At 58.4% G+C, this 19,549-nt stretch carries 21 protein-coding genes; 16 read left to right on the top strand and 5 right to left on the bottom strand.

The window, feature by feature from the left end:
- The first annotated feature begins 4 nt into the window (after nucleotides 1–4).
- The 10 genes from rseP (at nucleotide 5) to ACR0B5_RS03495 (ending at nucleotide 9,134) form a co-directional block, all read left to right on the top strand.
- Entirely contained in the window at nucleotides 5–1,357 is a 1,353-nt protein-coding gene (rseP, locus tag ACR0B5_RS03450; RefSeq protein WP_480538433.1) for an RIP metalloprotease RseP, read from the top strand.
- Between the two features lie 80 nt (nucleotides 1,358–1,437).
- Complete coding sequence (locus ACR0B5_RS03455) at nucleotides 1,438–1,566, top strand: hypothetical protein (protein ID WP_419737989.1); 129 nt, start codon at nucleotides 1,438–1,440, stop codon at nucleotides 1,564–1,566.
- A 126-nt stretch (nucleotides 1,567–1,692) separates the two neighbouring features.
- A complete protein-coding gene (gene bamA / locus ACR0B5_RS03460; RefSeq protein WP_480538435.1) occupies nucleotides 1,693–4,053 on the top strand; it encodes an outer membrane protein assembly factor BamA in 2,361 nt (786 codons plus the stop codon).
- Between the two features lie 72 nt (nucleotides 4,054–4,125).
- Nucleotides 4,126–4,644 (top strand): OmpH/Skp family outer membrane protein, encoded by a 519-nt coding sequence (locus tag ACR0B5_RS03465; RefSeq protein ID WP_480538437.1) that lies wholly within the window; start codon nucleotides 4,126–4,128, stop codon nucleotides 4,642–4,644.
- A 75-nt stretch (nucleotides 4,645–4,719) separates the two neighbouring features.
- Nucleotides 4,720–5,193 (top strand): 3-hydroxyacyl-ACP dehydratase FabZ, encoded by a 474-nt coding sequence (gene fabZ, locus ACR0B5_RS03470; RefSeq protein WP_170458279.1) that lies wholly within the window; start codon nucleotides 4,720–4,722, stop codon nucleotides 5,191–5,193.
- Nucleotides 5,190–5,975, top strand: coding sequence for an acyl-ACP--UDP-N-acetylglucosamine O-acyltransferase (gene lpxA / locus ACR0B5_RS03475; RefSeq protein ID WP_170466857.1), 786 nt, complete (start codon nucleotides 5,190–5,192; stop codon nucleotides 5,973–5,975). Before fabZ ends, lpxA begins: the two co-directional genes overlap by 4 nt.
- A 4-nt stretch (nucleotides 5,976–5,979) precedes the next feature.
- On the top strand, nucleotides 5,980–6,774 hold the full coding sequence (locus tag ACR0B5_RS03480) for a UDP-2,3-diacylglucosamine diphosphatase LpxI domain-containing protein (RefSeq protein ID WP_170717944.1): 795 nt from the start codon (nucleotides 5,980–5,982) through the stop codon (nucleotides 6,772–6,774).
- Nucleotides 6,774–7,940 carry a lipid-A-disaccharide synthase gene (gene lpxB, locus ACR0B5_RS03485; protein ID WP_480538440.1) on the top strand — a complete coding sequence of 389 codons (1,167 nt, stop codon included), beginning with the start codon at nucleotides 6,774–6,776 and terminating at the stop codon, nucleotides 7,938–7,940. Before ACR0B5_RS03480 ends, lpxB begins: the two co-directional genes overlap by 1 nt.
- Nucleotides 7,933–8,508: a hypothetical protein gene (locus ACR0B5_RS03490; RefSeq protein ID WP_480538442.1), complete on the top strand. Its 576-nt coding sequence runs from the start codon at nucleotides 7,933–7,935 to the stop codon at nucleotides 8,506–8,508. Before lpxB ends, ACR0B5_RS03490 begins: the two co-directional genes overlap by 8 nt.
- Before the next feature lie 80 nt (nucleotides 8,509–8,588).
- Nucleotides 8,589–9,134 carry a carboxymuconolactone decarboxylase family protein gene (locus ACR0B5_RS03495; RefSeq protein ID WP_480538444.1) on the top strand — a complete coding sequence of 182 codons (546 nt, stop codon included), beginning with the start codon at nucleotides 8,589–8,591 and terminating at the stop codon, nucleotides 9,132–9,134.
- Here the strand turns inward: ACR0B5_RS03495 and mnmA are convergent.
- Complete coding sequence (mnmA, locus tag ACR0B5_RS03500; RefSeq protein ID WP_480538446.1) at nucleotides 9,131–10,276, bottom strand: tRNA 2-thiouridine(34) synthase MnmA; 1,146 nt, start codon at nucleotides 10,274–10,276, stop codon at nucleotides 9,131–9,133. The genes ACR0B5_RS03495 and mnmA overlap by 4 nt on opposite strands.
- A gap of 128 nt (nucleotides 10,277–10,404) precedes the next feature.
- Between mnmA and sciP the strand changes: the two genes are divergently transcribed.
- From sciP to ACR0B5_RS03525, 5 genes are all read left to right on the top strand, one after another.
- On the top strand, nucleotides 10,405–10,698 hold the full coding sequence (gene sciP, locus ACR0B5_RS03505; RefSeq protein WP_480538447.1) for a CtrA inhibitor SciP: 294 nt from the start codon (nucleotides 10,405–10,407) through the stop codon (nucleotides 10,696–10,698).
- A gap of 84 nt (nucleotides 10,699–10,782) precedes the next feature.
- On the top strand, nucleotides 10,783–11,499 hold the full coding sequence (gene ctrA / locus ACR0B5_RS03510; RefSeq protein ID WP_170466869.1) for a response regulator transcription factor CtrA: 717 nt from the start codon (nucleotides 10,783–10,785) through the stop codon (nucleotides 11,497–11,499).
- A gap of 125 nt (nucleotides 11,500–11,624) precedes the next feature.
- On the top strand, nucleotides 11,625–13,877 hold the full coding sequence (ligA, locus tag ACR0B5_RS03515) for an NAD-dependent DNA ligase LigA (protein ID WP_480538449.1): 2,253 nt from the start codon (nucleotides 11,625–11,627) through the stop codon (nucleotides 13,875–13,877).
- The gene (recG, locus tag ACR0B5_RS03520; protein ID WP_480538451.1) at nucleotides 13,874–15,964 is read left to right on the top strand and encodes an ATP-dependent DNA helicase RecG; all 2,091 of its coding nucleotides are present in this window, start codon (nucleotides 13,874–13,876) and stop codon (nucleotides 15,962–15,964) included. Before ligA ends, recG begins: the two co-directional genes overlap by 4 nt.
- 113 nt (nucleotides 15,965–16,077) lie before the next feature.
- Nucleotides 16,078–16,200, top strand: a complete 123-nt coding sequence (locus ACR0B5_RS03525; RefSeq protein ID WP_480538453.1) for a hypothetical protein — start codon at nucleotides 16,078–16,080, stop codon at nucleotides 16,198–16,200.
- A gap of 185 nt (nucleotides 16,201–16,385) precedes the next feature.
- Here the strand turns inward: ACR0B5_RS03525 and ACR0B5_RS03530 are convergent, their stop codons facing one another.
- Together ACR0B5_RS03530 and ACR0B5_RS03535 are read right to left on the bottom strand one after the other, a co-directional pair.
- Nucleotides 16,386–17,024: a MarC family protein gene (locus ACR0B5_RS03530; protein ID WP_170458257.1), complete on the bottom strand. Its 639-nt coding sequence runs from the start codon at nucleotides 17,022–17,024 to the stop codon at nucleotides 16,386–16,388.
- A 59-nt stretch (nucleotides 17,025–17,083) separates the two neighbouring features.
- Nucleotides 17,084–17,536 (bottom strand): iron-sulfur cluster assembly scaffold protein, encoded by a 453-nt coding sequence (locus ACR0B5_RS03535; RefSeq protein WP_425082813.1) that lies wholly within the window; start codon nucleotides 17,534–17,536, stop codon nucleotides 17,084–17,086.
- Nucleotides 17,537–17,584: 48 nt separating this feature from the next.
- Between ACR0B5_RS03535 and hisI the strand changes: the two genes are divergently transcribed.
- Nucleotides 17,585–17,974 (top strand): phosphoribosyl-AMP cyclohydrolase, encoded by a 390-nt coding sequence (gene hisI, locus ACR0B5_RS03540; protein WP_170659581.1) that lies wholly within the window; start codon nucleotides 17,585–17,587, stop codon nucleotides 17,972–17,974.
- A gap of 55 nt (nucleotides 17,975–18,029) precedes the next feature.
- On the opposite strand, the gene gluQRS is transcribed toward hisI, so the two are convergent.
- Both gluQRS and ACR0B5_RS03550 read right to left on the bottom strand, forming a co-directional pair.
- Nucleotides 18,030–18,902, bottom strand: a complete 873-nt coding sequence (gene gluQRS, locus ACR0B5_RS03545) for a tRNA glutamyl-Q(34) synthetase GluQRS (RefSeq protein ID WP_480538455.1) — start codon at nucleotides 18,900–18,902, stop codon at nucleotides 18,030–18,032.
- Nucleotides 18,899–19,513 carry a class I SAM-dependent DNA methyltransferase gene (locus ACR0B5_RS03550; protein WP_480538457.1) on the bottom strand — a complete coding sequence of 205 codons (615 nt, stop codon included), beginning with the start codon at nucleotides 19,511–19,513 and terminating at the stop codon, nucleotides 18,899–18,901. The genes gluQRS and ACR0B5_RS03550 overlap by 4 nt, the downstream gene beginning before the upstream one ends.
- Between the last annotated feature and the right edge of the window lie 36 nt (nucleotides 19,514–19,549).

A 19,549-nucleotide genomic window follows, 5' to 3' on the forward strand; every position in this document is an offset into this window, starting at 1 on the left:
AGTTTTGGACGTACTTTCGCTGATCCCTCAGTTCGGAAATTTGCTCTGGACGATTGTGGCCTTTGTGATCGCCCTGTCCGTGATCGTCGCGGTTCACGAGTACGGGCATTACATCGTTGGCCGCTGGTCCGGCATTCATGCCGAGGTGTTCTCGATCGGGTTCGGCCCTGTTCTGTGGAGCCGCGTGGATAAACGCGGTACGCGGTGGCAGATCGCTTTGTTACCCTTTGGCGGCTATGTGAAGTTCCTTGGGGATGCCAATGCAGCGTCGGGCAAGGATGAAGAGGCGATGGATGACATCGCTCAGCAGCAGCCGGAATATCTGCGCCATACTATGCACGGCGCACCCCTGTGGGCGCGAACCGCCACTGTGGCGGCGGGGCCGGTGTTCAACTTCGTCATGTCCATTCTGGTCTTTGGCCTGATCTTCTGGTCTCAGGGTGTCACGCGTGAGCCGCTGACGGTTGGAGAACTGAAGCCGCTGCCGGGAACAGAGCAGGGGTTGCAGGAGGGTGATGAGATTCTGGCCATTGCCGGGATTGAAGTCCCTGATTTCGATGAAGAAGGCGCGTGGAGCGACTTCACCGACGCGCTACCGGTCGAGCCAGTGCTGGACTATACAGTCCTGCGCGATGGCGAAACGCTGGATGTCGCAGCCCCTTGGCTGTTCCCGCCGCTGATTCAACAGGTCACGCCGCGCAGTGCGGCGTTTGATATCCAGCTGGAAGGGGGCGACGTCATCACCTCGGTTGATGGAGATCCGATCTTTGCCTTCGAGCAGCTGAAAGAACATGTCGAAGGCTCGGACGGTCGGGTGTTGTTGCTGAACGTCTGGCGTGACGGGGCCGAGCTTGAATTCGCGCTTGCTCCGCGTCGGACCGATGAACCAAAGCCAGATGGCGGGTTTGTCACCCATTGGCGGATCGGGATCGTTGGCGGCATGATGCTGCAACCCGCGACCGAGCCTGCGGGGCTTTGGGATTCGCTGGTTGGCGGAGTGGGTCAGACCGGGCGCATCATCGAAGGGTCTCTGTCCGGCATGTGGCACATGATTACCGGCGCGATCAGCACCTGTAATATTTCGGGTCCGATCGGAATTGCCGAGACCTCGGGCGCCATGGCCAGCCAGGGCGCGCAGAACTTCATCTTCTTTATCGCGGTGCTGTCAACGGCTGTGGGTCTTCTGAACCTTTTCCCGATCCCGGCGTTGGACGGAGGGCACCTCGTGTTCTACGCCTATGAAGCGGTCTCGGGCAAACCGCCCAGCGACAAAGCGCTGCGGATTTTGATGACACTCGGGATTGCGGTGGTTCTCAGCCTCATGGTTTTCTCGGTCAGTAACGATCTGTTCTGCTGATTGTGGCGCAAGCGGCGCAATCGCGCCGCATTGCTGCCTCATTTCAGGGGTAAAAAATAGCCGCTGAAAATGAGGCGGCCATGACCAAAGCTATTCAAAAATCCTATCAGAGTGTCAGCGTCCTGTTTGTTCTGAACTGGGATGTGCTTTTGTGCTTTGGTCTGACGGCGCTGGCGCTTGCCGGCGGCGCGTATCTCGCCGGTCTCTGATTCCCCAAAACCCTGTAAGAATGCGTGTCAGGTGACCTATCGTCGCCCCGTTGGTTTTGGAGTTTTGACAAGCGCATTCAATCTCGTTACTCAGCATTAAGTCCTAAATTTTTGGGTAGAGAAAAAATGGCTGACGGGCGAGGCGCGGGTATATCCTGCGGAGGGCAGATGACAACAAACAAGATTTTGTGGCGCACACGATCATTTCTTTTTCTTACTGCGGCAATGGGTTTACTGGCTTTACCGCATGCAGCACAGGCGCAAAACTTCACCATCAACTCCTTCGAGGTTGAGGGGAACCGGCGCATCGAGACCGGCACAATCATCCAGCGGACGGGAATCGAACCCGGGCAGACGGTTTCGGCCGGTCAGTTGAACGACGCTTATCAGCGTGTGCTTGACAGTGGTGTTTTTGAGACAGTCGAATTGACACCTCGTGGCACGACTCTGGTGATCGAGGTGCAGGAATACCCGACGATCAACCAGATCAGCATCGAAGGGAATCGACGCGTCAAAGATGATCTTTTGTTGGATGTGATCTCGTCTGAGCCGCGCCGTGTTTTCACTCCGCAGGCAGCCGAGGCGGACGCCGATCTGATTGCCGAAGTCTATTCCGCCCAAGGTCGTGTTTCGGCAACCGTAATTCCGCGCGTAATCCGCCGAAACGACAACCGCGTCGATCTGGTATTCGAGGTTGCAGAAGGTACCACGATCGAGGTTGAACGTGTCAGTTTCGTCGGCAACCGTGCCTTCTCGGACCGCCGCCTGCGTCGCGTGCTTGAGACCAAACAGGCGACCTTCCTGCGGACGTTCTTCCGCAACGATACGTTCATCGGGGACCGGATCGAGTTCGACAAACAGGTCATCCGGGATTTCTACCTGTCACGTGGTTATGTCGACTTCCGTGTGAACAGTGCCAATGTTGAATTCACCCGCGAGCGGGATGCTTTCTTCTTGGTCATGAATATCACCGAAGGGCAGAAGTTCTCGTTCGGCAGAATCACGACCGTAAGCGAGATCCCGGGTGTTGATCCGTCGATCTATCAGGATGCTCTGAAGATCAAACCGGGCGTGACCTATTCGCCGACCCTGATCGAGAACTCGATTGCGCGTCAGGAGCGGTTGGGTGTGAAGCAGGGCGTGGATTTCCTGCGGGTCGAACCGCGCGTAACACGCAACCCGCGTGATCTGACGCTGGATGTGGAATTCGTCCTCAGCCGTGGGCCACGGATTTTCGTGGAACGCATTGATATCGAGGGCAACACAACAACGCTGGACCGGGTGATCCGTCGTCAGTTCGACACCGTGGAAGGCGACCCGTTCAACCCACGTGAAATCCGTCAAGCGGCTGAGCGGATCAACGCACTAGGCTTCTTTGCAAATGCAGAGGTCGAGCCGCGCGAAGGATCCTCGCCCAGCCAGGTGATCCTAGATGTGGATGTCGAGGAACAACCAACCGGCTCGCTGAGTCTTGGTGGTAGCTACTCGGTTTCTGATGGTTTCGGTGTTGCCATCGGCCTGAATGAATCGAACTTCTTGGGCAGGGGCCAGAACCTTGGTCTGACCATCTCAACCGCTCAGGACTCCGAGCAATATTCGCTAAGCTTTACTGAGCCATACCTTTTGGGCCGCAAACTGCGTTTTGATCTGGGTCTTGGTGTCGCGACCACAAATTCCAGTTTTGCCAGCTATGATACGGACCGGTTGTTCTTTAACCCACAGCTGACCTATGCGATCGGCGAACTGTCGGCCCTGCGTGTGCGCTATGGCTGGGAACGCTCGGAAATGACCCAGCAGGACAACGAGACGAACGGTGCGGTCATCACATCGGAGATCGCACAGGGTGAGCGGGTCAACAGCAGCTTTGGCCTGACCTATGTCTATGACAGCCGTATCGGCGGCCTGAACCCGAATGCGGGTGTGCTGTTCGAACTTGGCTTTGATGCCGCTGGTCTGGGTGGCGACAACAAATTCTTCAAGACCACTGCGCGCACGATCGCGCAGACCCGTGTTTGGAACGAAGAAGTCGTTCTGCGCGCAACGCTCGAGGCCGGCGCGCTGCATTGGTCGGGGAATGACTTCAGCCGTACCATCGACCGTTTCGTTCTGGGGCCGAACACCTTCCGCGGATTTGAGCCGGCCGGTATTGGCCCGCGTGATCTGTCCAACGGGCAGGACGACGCCATCGGCGGCAACTACTACTGGGTGGCGCGGTTCGAAAGTGACTTCCCATTAGGGCTGCCGGAAGAACTGGGCCTACGGGGCGGTTTGTTCTACGACGTCGGCAACCTTTACAACATCAATGACGTAAATACCGCAGGTGCAAATATTGTGGGTGCGGATGGCTCCATTCGTCACGTCATCGGTGTGTCGGTTCTGTGGGAAACACCGTTCGGCCCGCTGCGCTTCAACTTCTCGAAAGCGTTGAAGAAGGAAGACTTCGACAAGGAACAGAATTTCGACCTGACCGTTCAGGCTCGGTTCTGATCCGGTATGCGGTTGCGAATATCTAGACGCGTATGGGGCCCGGTTCGGGCCCTTTGCCTTTTGCTGGGCCTTGTGCTTGCGTCCCAAGCGGTAGCGCAGCAATTGGGCGTGCGTGATCCGCTGGTCCTGACCATCTCAAGTGACCGGTTGTTTGCGGATTCGGCGTTCGGCCAGCGCGTGCTGCGCGAGATCGAAACCGAGGGCGCGCAGCTCGCGGAAGAGAATGAGCGGATCGTCGCGGAACTCAGCAGCGAAGAGAAAGACCTAACTCAAAAACGCGCGGAGCTGGCCCCAGAGGATTTCCGCCCTCTTGCGCAGGCCTTCGACGAAAAGGTGCAATCGCATCGCGAAGGCCAGCGCGCCAAACTGGACGCTTTGGCCAGGCGTAGCGAAGAAAGCCGCCAAACGTTTTATGCCCTGGCGCAGCCCGTTCTAATCGAGCTTATGCGCGAAACAGGGGCCGCCGTCGTGCTGGAGCGCGCGAATGTATTCCTAAGCGCCGACACCTCCGACATTACCGATGATGCGATTGCCCGCATCAATGCCGCAATTGGCGATGGAACCGGCCTTCAGGATGGCACAGGCGAATAGGTTCGCTTGCCCTCGGGGGCGGGTATTGCTAACCACGCGGAAACTGACACTTCCAAATAACGGGACGAGTGAACGATGACGACGGAAACCAAAAGCGCCGACATTCAGCTGATTCAGCGGATATTGCCGCATCGCTATCCGTTTCTGCTGGTCGATAAGGTGGTCGACATCGACGGCTATCAATCGGCCCGTGGTATCAAGAATGTCACCATGAACGAGCCTCATTTCCAGGGCCACTTCCCCGGAACGCCGATCATGCCGGGTGTCACCATAGTTGAGGCGATGGCGCAAACCTCGGGCGTGATGCTGGGTGTCGGTATGGATGTCATTGATACCGAGCTGCTGATCTATTTCATGAGCATCGACAAATGCAAATTCCGCCGCAAGGTGGTGCCGGGTGACGTGCTGGAAATGCATGTCGAAACCCTGCGCGGCAAGAAGGGCGGCAAGCTGTTCAAGTTCCACGGCCGCGCCACCGTTGATGGTGAGGTCGCAGCCGAAGCCGAATTCTCGGCCTATGTCGATTGGGACATGGAAAAAACGACATGAGCGGAATTCACCCAAGCGCAATCATCGAAGAGGGTGCGCAGATCGGTCAGGACTGTGTAATTGGTCCGTTCTGCTACGTGGGTCCTCAGGTCAAACTGGGCGACCGGGTCGAGCTGAAGACGCATGTGGTCGTCACAGGTGATACCACGGTCGGCGACGATACTGTGATCTTCAACTTCTCAGTGATCGGAGAGATCCCGCAAGATTTGAAATTCGGGGGCGAGAATACGCGGCTTGAGATCGGCCAGCGCAACCGCATCCGCGAGCATGTGACCATTAACACGGGCACCGAAGGCGGTGGTGGTGTGACGCGGATCGGTGACGATTGCCTGTTCATGGCCGGTGTGCACGTGGCCCATGACGTTCAGATCGGCAACCGTGTGATTATGGTGAACCACGCGGGCGCGGCGGGGCATTGTATCGTCGAAGATGACGTAATCGTTGGCGGAATCTCGGGCCTGCACCAATGGGTCCGCGTCGGTCGCGGCGCTATCATAGGCGCGCTGACCATGGTGCCAAACGACGTCATCCCTTACGGTCTGGTGCAAGCGCCACGCGGCGAGTTGGACGGGCTGAACCTTGTTGGCCTGAAACGTCGCGGTGTATCGCGTGAGGATATCTCGGCTCTGCGGGCTGCGTTCAAGGAACTGTCCGGCGGCGAGGGGACTTTTCAGGAACGCGCCCATCGCGCAGGCAAGGACACCGACAGCGAATATGTTCAACGCATTGTCGAGTTCGTCACCGGTCAATCAGATCGCTCGTTCCTGACGCCGAGGAAATAACCAAATGCTGGCTTTGATCGCGGGAACGGGTGTTCTACCGGACGCTGTCGTGGACGCTCTGCCAGACCGTCCGTTGGTCTGCGCGATGGAGGGGTTCGAACCTGAGAGCCTGACTCTAGACGTCGTTTTCCGTCTGGAACAGCTCGGCAGCTTTCTTGCGGATCTCAAGGCGCGCGGCGTGACACAGATCTGCATGGCGGGTGCGGTGCAGCGGCCCAAAGTCGATCCCGCGCGGATTGATGCCGCAACGATGCCTTTGGTGCCGATCATTCAAAAGGCGATGATGTCTGGTGATGATGGCGCTTTACGCGCTGTGATCGGTATCTTTGAGGATGCGGGCCTGGCCGTCAAAGCCGCGCATGAGATCGCACCTGATCTGCTACCACCGCTGGGATGCCTAACCGAGACGCACCCGTCCGAGGCCGATCTGGCCGATGCCGACCGTGCCGCAGGTATTCTGCGCGCGATGGGCAGTGCCGATATCGGTCAGGCCTGTGCCGTCTCCAAAGGGCAGGCTCTGGCGGTTGAGAGCATTTTTGGCACTGCGTGGATGTTGCAATCGCTGACCCAGCGCCCGGATGCGGGCGGCGGGGTTCTGTTCAAAGGTCCGAAACCCGATCAGGATCGGCGCGTTGATCTGCCTGCCATCGGTCCGGAAACCGTCACCGATGCGGTGGCCGCCGGTCTGACGGGCATCGTCATCGAAAAAGGTGGCGTGATGGTGCTGCGGCGGGATCATGTCATCGCCGAGTGCAACCGCCTTGGCCTGTTCCTCTTTGTGCGCGAGCGGGCCGTCTGATGCGTGTTTTTCTGGTCGCCGGAGAACCTTCGGGCGACCGGCTGGGCGGCGCGTTGATGGAGGGCCTAAAGGCGCTGGTCCCTGACGTCGCGTTTGACGGGGTTGGCGGGCCGTTGATGCAGGCTCAGGGCCTGAACAGCCGCTTTCCCATGTCCGAACTCAGCGTCATGGGGTTGGTCGAAGTTCTGCCCAAGTTCTTCCACCTCAAGCGCCGGATATCTGAGACGGCACAGGCTGTGCTGGAGACACAGCCGGATGTTTTGATCACCATCGACAGCCCGGATTTCTCATTGCGTGTGGCCAAACTGGTCAAGGCGAGCAGTGACATTCGCACTGTTCACTATGTCGCCCCCAGCGTCTGGGCCTGGCGTCCAGGGCGGGCCGACAAGATGGCCAAGGTAATTGACCACGTTCTGGCGCTGCTTCCTTTCGAGCCGCCCTACATGGAACGCGCCGGGATGGAGTGCGATTTTGTCGGCCACCCGGTGGCAAGCGAACCGCAGGCGACGCAAGCGGACATCAAGGCCTTTCGAGACGCCCATGATCTGGGGGATGCGCCGCTGTTGCTGGCCCTGCCGGGTTCGCGCCGGGGAGAAGTCGACCGGCTTGCACCTGTCTTTGGCGAGGCGCTCTCGCTCTACCTTAGGACCCGCCCAGAAACGCGGGTTATTGTGCCAGCGGTGGCCCATATGGTCGACACGGTGACGGATCATCTGCGCAGCTGGCCCGGATCACCTGTGGTGGTTGACCCACGTGATCTGCCCTCGGATCAGGCGTTGACGCAAAAGCGGGCGGCTTTTGCGGCGGCGGATTTGGCTTTGGCAGCGTCAGGGACCGTGTCACTGGAACTGGCCGCTCAGGCCACGCCGATGGTGATCGCCTATAACCTCAACTGGCTGACAACTCTGATCGCTAAGCGGATGGTGCATTTGGACACGGCTACGCTGGTCAATCTGGTATCGGACACGCGGACGGTGCCCGAGTGTCTGCTAGACGATTGCCAGCCCGACCAGATCGCCGAAGCCCTGACAAAGGTCGCCGCGAACCCGGAAGCGCAACGTGAGGCCATGGCGCTCACGATGGATCTTCTGGGCCGCGGCGGCGAAGCGCCTGGGCTTCGCGCGGCGAAGGCCGTTTTAGCCCGGATGACCAAAGCTGATGCTTGAGTATCTGCTCTTTTCGGTCTCTGCTGGGGTTGTGATGGTGTCGACCAATCTCGACAATCTGGCCGTGTTGTTGGGGCTGATGCTGGTGATGGATCACCGCCGCTCGCTTATTGGGTTTGCCGTTGCGCATGGGCTTGTCCTGTGCCTGTCATTGGCCGTCGCGACAGGTTTAAGCCAGAGCGGACTGCCGGAGTGGATCGGGTATCTTGGGATCGTTCCGCTAGCGCTTGGCTTGCGCGGTATCTGGCAGCAGATTTCAGGAGTTGAGCAGACAGACGACACGCCAAAGGGCGCAGTGACCTCGGTCGTGACACTGTTTCTCAGCCTGTCGGTCGATACATTCGCCGTGATGACGCCCTTGCTGGCAGATTCCAGTCCTGCGTTCCGGCTGGCGGCTCTGATTGGCGCGGCTTGTGCTTCGGCAAGTTTGGCAGCCGTTGCTGCCTGGGGTGCGCCTCATGCGCAGAAACTAGGCCCGCGCGTCACTCGGCTCGAAAGGATCGCGCCTTATATCATGGTCTGCGTCGGGCTCTACATCCTGCTGAACTCGCCGACCGATATTCTCTGATCTGTGTCGGTGTTGTGAACGAAGCGGCGTTGCAGTTGGACCTGCAGCTTGCGATACCCTGCGGCAGAAGGAGAGCCTTAATGACCCGTATTCCCGCCTTGACCGACGATGACATGACACCGGCCGCGCGTGCGGCGCATGCGGAATTGGGTGCATATGGGCCGTTCGACAATTGGGCGCGGGTGGCGGCGCATTGCCCTCCGGTTCTGGAACATGTCAGCGGGATGCTCACCACCTTGCGCGCGCAGGCCACCCTTCCGCGTCGCGCGTTGGAGCTGGCGATGGTCACGGTTTCCAAACTGAACGCCTGTGACTATTGCGTGTCGCATCACACGCCCTTGCTGACCGTGGCAGGTCTCAGCGCAGAAGGCGTAGCGCGGCTGCCCAAGGTCGAGGATCACCCCGAGCTGGATTCCTGTGACGAGGCAGTGGTCCGCTATGCCGAAGCAGTGACCACCCGCTCAGGCCGGATGCGCGACGCCGAGGTCTCGGACCTGAAAGAGTGGTTCACTGACGCGCAGATCGTTGAACTGACATGGCGCATTGCCCTGTGCGGAGCATTCAACCGGTTCAACGATGCCCTTCAGATCCAGATCGAACCCGAGGTCACGCCGGTCTCGGCCTAGTAGCCGCGCCAAATCCAGCCGCCGCCAAAAATGCGACTGCTGTTTGGGTCGTAGAACACGCAGGCCTGACCGGGCGAGATACCTTCCTCGGGTGTCAGCAATTTGACCTCGGCTGTGGTGTCAGACAATGGTCGAATGATCGCCTCACGTGGGGGGCGGGTCGAGCGCACCTTGACCGACACATGCCATTCGTCGCGTGACGTGAAGGGTTCATCGCCCAGCCAGTTGATCTCACGCACCGGGACCTTGCGGGTTGCCAGCATCTCTTTCGGGCCGACGACGACCTGTTTTTTGTCGACATCCAGTTTCACCACGTATAGCGGCTCGCTCAGACCTCCGATACCCAACCCTCGGCGCTGTCCGATCGTGTAGTGGATCACGCCGTTATGCTGCGCCAGAACGCGGCCATCGGCATGGACAATCTCACCGGGTTCAGCCGCACCGGGGCGCAGCTTTTCGATGACGCTGGCATAGTTGCCGTTGGGAACAAAGCAGATGTCCTGACTGTCGGGCTTGTCCGCCACCGCCAGCCCATATTGGGCGGCCATTTCGCGGGTCGCATCCTTCGAGGGCAGGTGGCCCAGAGGGAAGCGCAGGAAAGCCAGCTGCTCGGGCGTGGTCGAGAACAGGAAGTAGGACTGATCGCGGTTCGCATCCTCGGCGCTGTGCAGCTCAGGCCCTTTTGGTCCCATCTTTCGCTGGATATAGTGGCCGGTCGCCATGCAATCAGCTTCTAGGTCTTTGGCCGTTTCCAGCAGGTCTTTGAACTTTACCCGCTCATTGCAGCGAATGCAGGGCACAGGTGTCGCGCCCGCCAGATAGCTGTCGGCGAATTCGTCAATCACAGCGTCCTTGAAGATGTTCTCATAATCCAGAACGTAATGCGGGAAACCACGCTCTTCGGCCACACGGCGCGCGTCGTGGATATCGATCCCAGCACAGCACGCGCCTTTTTTGGCCAGCGCCGCACCGTGGTCGTACAGCTGCAACGTGACGCCCACGACATCATAGCCCTGATCCGCCAGATACGCGGCCACGACGGAGCTGTCGACGCCGCCCGACATAGCAACCACCACCCGCGTTTCCGAGGGTGGTTTGGCAAAGCCAAGCGAATTGAGTTGAGTCTCGGCGGCGAGGGCCATGGCGATTCCATTCCGGATTAAGAAAGACCGTCGGAATATAAGAAAATTCTAGACACTCTCAAGAGGCGGTTTCACGCAGCATTAAGTAGGCTGGTGTCAGCTTTGTCGCAGCAGAAAAGGGTTGAGAGATGTATTTGCACAAAGTTGAAGGTCCGCGGTCTGTAACCCTGCCGGATGGCACGATTTTGTCGCAGGCCGATCTGCCGCCGCAAGACACGCGGCGCTGGGTGGCGTCGCGCAAGATCCTGGTCGTGCGAGGGGTACTATATGGCCTGATCACGTTGTCCGAGGCCAAGAATCGCTACGGTATCAGCGATGAAGAATTCAACCTCTGGGTCTCCGCCGTAGCAGAGCATGGCGTTGATGCTCTGAAGGTCACCGCATTAAAAAAATATCGACAACCTAAAGGCGAAAGTGAATAAATGATTCAACGGTAACGCAAGATTAACCATTCTTGGTCAGGTTTATTTTCAATTGGAAGTTTTGACCCAAATTGGAGCAGTGAAATGAGAATACTTCTTGTCGAGGATGATCCTACCACGTCCAAAAGCATTGAATTGATGCTGACGCATGCCAACCTGAACGTATATGCGACGGACCTTGGGGAAGAAGGGATCGACCTGGCGAAACTCTATGATTACGATCTCATTCTTTTGGACCTGAACCTGCCGGATATGAATGGGCATGAGGTTCTGCGCCAACTGCGTATCGCTCGGGTGGAAACGCCGATTTTGATCCTGTCCGGCGCTGATGATACCGAGAGCAAAATTAAGGGCTTCGGGTTTGGGGCAGACGATTATCTGACCAAACCGTTCCATCGAGAAGAACTGGTGGCCCGTATCCACGCTATCATTCGCCGCTCCAAAGGCCATTCGCAATCGGTGATTCACACCGGTCGTGTTGCGGTCAATCTGGATGCGAAAACCGTTGAGGTTGATGGTCAGACAGTGCATCTGACCGGCAAAGAATATCAGATGCTCGAACTGCTGAGCTTGCGAAAGGGCACAACTCTTACGAAAGAGATGTTCCTCAATCACCTCTATGGCGGCATGGACGAACCCGAATTGAAGATCATCGACGTGTTTATTTGCAAGCTGCGCAAGAAGCTGAGCAACGCAACGGGCGGTGACAACTATATCGAAACCGTATGGGGGCGCGGCTACGTTTTGCGTGACCCGCAAAGCAACTCCCTCGACGAGACGCGGATGGCGGTCAACGCCTGACGTTCGAAGACACTTGCCCCCTATGGTCCAGAGGGTGGCATATCCACTCACCGCTCAGCACATCTGGACCTAGCCATGACCTCGCCCTATCACTGAGGTCCAGAATAAAGTGACAGGGCGAGGCCATGAGCAATTCTATCTCGATAGCAGACCTGACAGAGGATGAGGCACGCGTCGAACTCGCGCGCCTTGCAGACCTGCTCTTGCGGGCCAACAGGCTGTATCACGGGGAAGACGCGCCTGAGATTTCGGATGCCGAATACGATGCGCTGAAACGGCGAAATGCCGAGATCGAGGAGAAATTTCCTCATTTAAAACGCTCTGACAGTCCAAGTGATCAAGTTGGCGCGCGCCCGGCGGACGGGTTCACCAAAGTCACGCATGCACAGCGCATGATGTCATTGGGCAATGCGTTTGATGATGAGGATGTTGCGGATTTCGACCGCTCGGTTCGCAAATATCTCGGTCTGTCTGCGGATGCCCCATTGGCTTATACGGCTGAGCCCAAGATCGATGGGCTTTCATTGTCCCTGCGGTATGAGCAGGGAAAACTGGTCCAAGCCGCCACACGGGGCGATGGAGAAGTGGGAGAGAATGTGACGGCGAATGCCCGAACGATCTCTGATATTCCGCACACAATCCAAGGTGCTCCCGATATTCTGGAAGTACGCGGTGAGGTCTACATGTCTCACGCGGATTTCGAAGCGCTTAATGAACGTCAAGCTGAGGCTGGCGGCAAACCCTTTGCCAACCCCAGAAATGCGGCGGCCGGTTCGTTGCGACAGCTGGATGCCGAAATCACGCGCGCGCGTCCGCTGAAGTTCTTTGCCTACGCGTGGGGAGAGCTGTCGGCCCCTCTGGCGGAGACGCAAGATGGGGCGATTGAGCGTCTGAAAAGCTATGGGTTCTCGACCAATCCTCTGACATGTTTGTGCAAGACAACTCAGGAAATGTTGGCGCACTACCGGTCGATCGAAGAACAACGCGCGACGCTGGGCTATGACATCGACGGCGTGGTTTACAAGGTGGATGATCTTGGGCTGCAAGCCCGTCTCGGGTTTCGATCAACGACACCCAGATGGGCCATCGCGCATAAATTCCCCGCCGAATTGGCCTGGACCCGGCTGGAAGCAATTGACATTCAGGTCGGTCGCACCGGCGCGCTCAGCCCTGTTGCGCGTTTGCATCCGGTTACAGTTGGCGGAGTTGTGGTTTCGAATGCAACGCTGCACAACGAAGACTATATCGCCGGGCGCGATGCCAAGGGTGGCACCATCCGGGATGGCAAGGACATCCGAGAGGGGGACTGGGTACAGGTCTACCGCGCCGGCGATGTGATCCCTAAGATCGCGGATGTCGACCTTTCGAAACGACCCGAAGATGCAGTTCCTTATGAGTTCCCGCGCACGTGTGGGAAGTGTGGAAGTGCGGCGGTTCGCGAAGAAGGTGACGCGGTGCGGCGCTGTACGGGCGGCATGATCTGCCCTGCGCAAGCTGTTGAGAAATTGAAGCATTTCGTGTCTCGCAAGGCCTTCGATATAGAAGGCTTGGGCGCAAAACAGATCGAGATGTTCTATGAAGATCCTGTCCTGCCGATCAAAACGCCTGCCGATATCTTCAATCTGCAAGAGCGGGACTCAAGTGCTCTGTCCCGTTTGAAAAATCGCGAAGGATGGGGGGACACCTCGGCCAGTAATCTGTTTGCAGCCATTGATGAGAAACGGACCATTCCCTTTGCGCGCTTGCTGTTTGGCCTTGGCATCCGCCATGTAGGTGAGGTCGTCGCACGAGATCTTGCGCTGCACTACCGCGACTGGGAGGCAATGTCCCAAGCGGTCGATTCCGCGCGCCCGGCGGCGCTTGCGTATCGCGCCGCGGATCAAGCGGAAGAGGCTGAACGGTTGGCCGCCGCCTCTCAAGGACGTCGGGCACGGATCAAGGAAAGCCGCGCCGCCGCCATCGCGGAATTGTCCGTGCCCGAGGAGGCCTCGACCGCGTGGTCGGATTTGATTGCGGTTGACGGGATCGGCGCGACGGTTGGTTTGGCCCTGTCCGACGCCTTCGCCAACGTCGAAGAGCGACAGGCTTTTGATGCGCTCAAGGCGCATTTGACCGTCGTGCCTCCCGATGCGCCAGCCTCAGAAAGCCCGGTGGCGGGCAAGACCGTGGTTTTCACCGGCACGCTGGAAAAGATGACACGTGCCGAAGCCAAGTCGCGGGCCGAGGCGTTGGGAGCCAAAGTCTCAGGGTCGGTCAGTAAGAAGACCGATATTCTGATTGCGGGGCCGGGTGCTGGCTCCAAGGCCAAAAAGGCGGCAGAGTTGGGGATCGAAACCCTGGATGAGGATGGCTGGTTGCAGCTGATCGACGGCGCATGAGCGGACGGCCAGAATCCTTGTTTCCCCTGTTCGCAGGGGTTGAAACCTTGGAGGGGGTCGGCCCGAAGACCGCTCAGGCGATGGCGCAGGCCGGGATGGAAAGCCCGCGCGACGTTCTGTTTGGCTTGCCCTATGCCGTGATTGATCGACGCAGGCGCGACACGATCCAAGGGGTTGATCTACCGTCGACGTTGACGGTTGAGGTGACGGTCGGACCGCATCGCCCATCTCGGAACAGGGGCGGTGCGTACCGGGTCCATGTCGAGGACAGTCAGGCCGATTTCCAACTGGTGTTCTTTCACGCGCGTGGCGACTACCTGAAGAAAGTCCTGCCGGAAGGATCGCGCCGTGTGATCTCGGGCAAGTTGGAGCTGTTCGACGGCATGGCGCAGATGGTTCATCCCGATCACATGCTGCCGGTGGATCAGGCCTCGGACATTCCGGAGTTTGAGCCGGTCTATCACCTGACGCAGGGGATCACGCAGAAGACCATGTTCAAGGCCGTCCGCAGCGCCTTGACGCGCGCGCCATACCTGGCCGAATGGGCTGATCCGGCGCAGATCAGCAGTCAGAACTGGCCTTCATGGCACGCGGCAATTCAGACCGCTCACAACCCTCAAGGAGCGGATGACGTGGCCTCATTCGCCCCGGCGCGAGAGCGTTTGGCTTATGATGAGCTGCTGGCGCATCAGTTGACGCTGGCTCTGGCGCGGCAACGGGAACGCAAAGCACGCGGGATTGTCAGTGTTGGCACGGGCGCGTTGCAATCAAAGGTTCTGGCGAGCCTGCCTTATCGGCCAACTGGTGCGCAGACACGGGCGATAGATGAAATCGTGGGCGATATGGCCTCGGAATCGCGCATGAACCGGTTGCTTCAGGGTGACGTGGGCGCAGGCAAAACGCTGGTGGCGTTCATGGCTCTGCTGGTCGCGGTGGAGGCCGGGGGGCAGGGGGTCATGATGGCTCCGACCGAGATTCTGGCACGCCAGCATCTTGAGGGGTTGCGTCCCTTGGCGGAAGAGGCCGGCGTTGTGTTGGAAATCCTGACCGGACGCGACAAGGGGGCAGAGCGGCGGGCCAAGCTTGCCGCTTTGGAGGCTGGCGATATCCAGATACTTGTGGGCACCCATGCGGTGTTCCAAAATGATGTGGCGTTCAAGGCCTTGCGTCTGGCGATTGTCGACGAACAGCATCGCTTTGGCGTGCGCCAGCGGATGGAGCTGTCGGAAAAAGGGCAGGGTGCTGATGTTTTGGTCATGACGGCCACGCCGATCCCGCGCAGTCTAGCCCTGGCGCAATATGGCGATATGGATGTCTCGGTTCTGGATGAAAAGCCGCCGGGGCGAAAACCGATCAAGACCGCGATTGTCAGCACAGGGCGGATGGAAGAAGTCGTCGCCCATCTGCGCCGCGCCATTGAGGAAGGGCGGCAGTGTTACTGGGTCTGTCCGCTGGTCGACGAATCCGAGGTGTCCGACCTGACAGCGGCGGAAGAGCGGTTCAAACGGCTGCGCGCTATCTTGGGCGAGGGCACCGTTGGTTTGGTCCACGGGCAAATGCCGCCTGCCGAAAAAGATGCCGCCATGACCGCGTTCCAGACAGGTGAAACCAAGGTGTTGGTGGCGACGACCGTGATCGAGGTGGGCGTGAACGTCCCCAATGCCTCGATCATGGTGATCGAACGGGCTGAGATTTTTGGTCTGGCTCAACTGCACCAGTTGCGCGGGCGTGTGGGTCGAGGGGATGCGGATTCGACCTGTCTTCTGATGTATCAGGCGCCTCTCAGTGAGGGCGGCCGCAAACGCTTGGAGGTCCTGCGTGAGACCGAAGATGGCTTTCGCATTTCTGAGACCGATCTACAGATGCGCGGTGCGGGCGATCTGATTGGCACCGCCCAGTCGGGCCTGCCCAAGTTTCGTATTGCGGATCTGGAACGGCAGGCCGGATTAATGGCCGTGGCCCAGACCGATGCGCGGGCCTTGCTGAATACCGATCCCAAATTGACCACAGATAGAGGCAAAGCTGCGCGTGTTCTGCTTTGGCTGATGAAACAGGATCAAGCGATCCGTTTGATTTCAGTGGGTTAGTAACGAAGTATCCATAAAGTTCGCAAATGTTCTCAAAAAGTTCTTTACCGACTCGGGGAAATATGAGAACAAAAGGTCAACAAAGGATTAAATCCCTGACCCGGAGGTGACCCATGCTGACCCAGATCAAGACCGTACTCACGCGCTCGCACTCGACCATCCTGCAGGATGCTGCGGGTGTTGCGTCTCTGGTCGTTATGCTGATGGTGGCTCTTCACCTTCCGGTCGGCTTCTAACTCTTTTTGCCTGCGATCTCGTGCCGAATAGCCCGCGCCTGTCATCCCCAGTGAAATCAAGGGTGACCTGCCTGTCCCAAACCCCTTGAGGGGCCATGCCTCGGCCCCGCGCGGTACCCCGGACCCCACACGAGAAACGCATTGCCTGCCGCCGCCCTTCCCGCCCGGAAGGAGCGGCGGTTTTTTTATAACTGGCCGGTTTTGATGATTTCCAACATGGCCGACAGAACGGAATTCACCGCGACCGAGGCCAGAATCATCCCCATCACCCGGCTAATGATTGCCGCGCCGGAATGACCGATCAGGCGTATGATCGGCTCGGCCAGAAGCATCAGAACAAAGGCGATGAGCACGACCGATAGCATGACCAGCGCAGTAATCCCCTGGTCGGCGGCGCTGTAGCGGTGGTTGTCCGTTAGGATCACGATCGCCAGCATCGCACCGGGTGAAGCTAGCGATGGCACAGCCAGAGGGAAGATCGCCGGGTTGTGTTTATGGACCTTATCTTCCTTGTCGTCTTCGGCGGCGCGTTGTTCGATCTCCTGCTTGCTTTCGCCAAAGATCATTGTCAGCGCGAACAGGAACAGGATGATCCCTCCGGCGACTTGGAACGAGTTCAACCCGATATCTAACGCCTCGATCAGCAATTGTCCGAAGACGAGGAAGAACAGCAGCACGCCGGCACTGATCAACGACGCGAGCATCGCCGTTTTGCGCCGTGCAGCGGCTTCGAGGCCCGCAGTGACGGCGATGAAAACAGGAATTGTGCCGATCGGGTCAATGACAACCCACAACGTAACGAAGTGTTCGAGCAGGTTGTTCACGCCCATTCCTCCACAGAAGTTTGGGTGAAATTAAACAGGTTAAGGCCAAAACGCCAAGCTTAGGCGCAGTTCGACTGTTCGGCTTGTTCCATCGCCTCAGCTGTTGCCTCAAGCGCCAGCATGATTGAGGCATGGCGGTTTTTGTATTCGCGGGCGGGGATCAGAACTTCAAGCCCGTCAAACGGGGCATCCGGGGCAGGGCCGTCCTTTTTTAGCATGGTCTTCAGCTGATCTCGGGCGGTTTCAACTTGTGCCCGCGTTGCACCAATCACCGCATCGCCAACCACTGAAGCAGCGGCCTGACCGAGGGCGCAGGCTTTGACGTCCTGCCCGAAATCGCTAACACGTCCGTCTTTCATCGCCACGTCAACGGTTACAGTCGACCCGCAAAGGGGCGAGCGTTTCTTGACCGTCGCATCGGGCTGATCCAGCCGATCCAGATGCGGGATATCAGCCGCCAGCGCCAGAATGCGCCCGGAGTACAGCTTAATCAGGTCGTTCTCGCCGCTCATGGCTTTCCCTCGTTCCGTGTTCCCCATACATAGTGGTCAGCCCTCGGGATGCAAAAGGTTTTTGTCATGTCTGACACAGTCACGTTCGATCCATCCAATCTCAAATATAACGAAGCCGGGCTGATCCCCGCCATCGCGCAGGATCACGCCTCGGGTGAGGTCCTGATGATGGCTTGGATGAATCAGCAAGCGGTTGAGCGCACGTTGGAGACGCGGCGCGTCACCTATTGGTCGCGCTCGCGCCAGGCGTTCTGGATCAAGGGCGAGACGTCCGGGCATATTCAGGAGCTGGTCGATTTCCGCTTTGATTGCGACCGGGATTGCATCTTGGTCGTGATCCGTCAGACTGGCGCGGCGTGTCACACAAATCGCCGGTCGTGCTTCTACACGGCCGCGCGCGACGGTGAAGAAGTCGAGTTGATGAAACCGATGGAGTGAGTGGCGCAGATGTCGCTACCTTCGGTTTGAGTATTTTTGAAACGACAAAGCGGTGTCAAAGGCCGACCATGGCGCGGATGTCCTGAGGGGTTGCGCCTTCGACCCTGTATTTTGCGATGGCGCGAGCGTCGTCTCGTTTGGCGAGGCGTTTGCCGTTCGGGTCGCGGATCAAGCGGTGGTGCAGGTATTCGGGCGTGGGTAAGCCCAGCAGAGCCTGCAACAGGACGTGGATACGCGTTGTCTCAAACAGATCCTGACCGCGAATGACATGGGTCACACCCTGCGCCGCATCGTCGAGGACGACGGACAGGTGGTAGGAGGTGCCCATACCTCGGCGGGAAAGGACGACATCACCGATCGTTGTTTCCAGTTCGGCCTTGTCGAAGGAAATCCGTCCAGTTTCCCCATTTGGTCCAGTGCCTAGCTCGAGAAAACTGCCGCTCCCATGTGACAGAACGGATTGTGCCGCCATAGCCATATCAAGCCTGAGGGGCGTGTCTTTAGGTCGTTCTACGCTGTTTCGGCTCGCTTTGTGCCGACAGGTGCCGGGATAGATGATCCCATCCGGCCCGTGCAGAGGTGCCCCTTCCTGCGGGGCGCTGGCCGCTGCGGCGATATCCTTGCGATTGCAGGTGCAGGGGTACAAAAGACCTTTCGACCACAGGGTATCGAGGGCCTGTTCGTAGATTTGGATGCGCTCAGATTGCCTCAGAACCGGTGTCGGCCAGCTGAGGCCCAGCCATTCGAGATCTGCATAGATCTGTTCTTCCCACTTCGATCGCGCGCGGGATTGGTCGATATCCTCGATCCGCAGCAGGAATGTGCCGCCTTCGGAGGCAGCCATGTCACTGGCCAGCATCGCCGAATAAGCGTGGCCAAGATGCAAGGGACCTGTAGGAGAAGGCGCAAAGCGGGTCGTAAAAGTCACGTCTTTTCGAGCACGTACACGTCAGATTTCATGTTCATTCCGGGTAGATGAGGCCCGTATTCCTTGAACAGCAAGCGCGCAGCCCCCAAGTCCAGCCAGTCGTTCAGGCGTGAGGTATAAGAGTAGTCCGCAAGTGCATGATCGTTATAAGAAAATGCCAGCAAACCATCCTTGGGCAACGCGTGCATGAGGAGGTCCAGAGTTTCAGGTGGTGCTGCTCCGGCACCGATCACTCCGATGGCTGAAATGGTTGAGTAAGCGCCGTGTTCAATGGGTTCGGGATCAGAGATGTCGAAGCCGATCAGCGCCCGATAGACGTTCTTGGCTTTGGCCTCTTCAAGCATATTGGGCGTTGGGTCCATTCCGTCGATCACTTCAAACCCAATTGAGCGCAGCGCAACACCGGACAACCCCGTTCCACAGCCATAGTCGAGAATGGGCGTTTGTGCCTCAGGCCTCTTGGACCACAGCGCTTTGGCAACCCGACCCGGGGTGGCATATCCCTGTTCCGCCACAGAATCCTCATAGGTTGCGGCCCATTTCTGGTAATGCGCTTGGGTGTCCTGCGGAGATTTCGATCCGTATGTGTCCTTGAAAAACTTGTCACTCATAACCGCATGTTAAGCCGCTGCGTCCGTTATCGTCCA

The sequence above is a fragment of the Ruegeria sp. AG1 genome, from assembly GCF_056541705.1.